1 protein-coding gene is annotated in these 280 nt (G+C 43.6%); it reads left to right on the forward strand.

What is annotated here, in order from left to right; genetic code table 11:
* Positions 1–280 (forward strand): hypothetical protein (locus tag AAEY62_RS22040; RefSeq protein ID WP_350636534.1); only part of this gene is annotated, 280 nt, incomplete at both ends.

A 280-nucleotide genomic window follows, 5' to 3' on the forward strand; every position in this document is an offset into this window, starting at 1 on the left:
GTGCAGGCATGTGTTTATGATATTGAAACCAAGGTACAGTTAGCCAAAGGTTTGGTGGCGGAGGCGCGGAAAAAAATTGCACAGGAACTGATGAAATATGATGACGTTGATGGGTATGAAATTTCTAAGGCTCTCTGGGACCTAGGTGATGCTGTGAATCTATTTAAGCATCCAAGCTTTGTAGAAGAGAATGAAATGCGAATCTGCCGACTAGAGTCATCGCATTCAAAGCTGATTAACTACCGTGTTCGTGGTGGGATAGTTGTCCCATATCTTGAGG

The sequence above is a fragment of the Pseudoalteromonas sp. GW168-MNA-CIBAN-0100 genome (genome assembly GCF_040309225.1).
GTDB classification, from domain to species: domain Bacteria; phylum Pseudomonadota; class Gammaproteobacteria; order Enterobacterales; family Alteromonadaceae; genus Pseudoalteromonas; species Pseudoalteromonas arctica.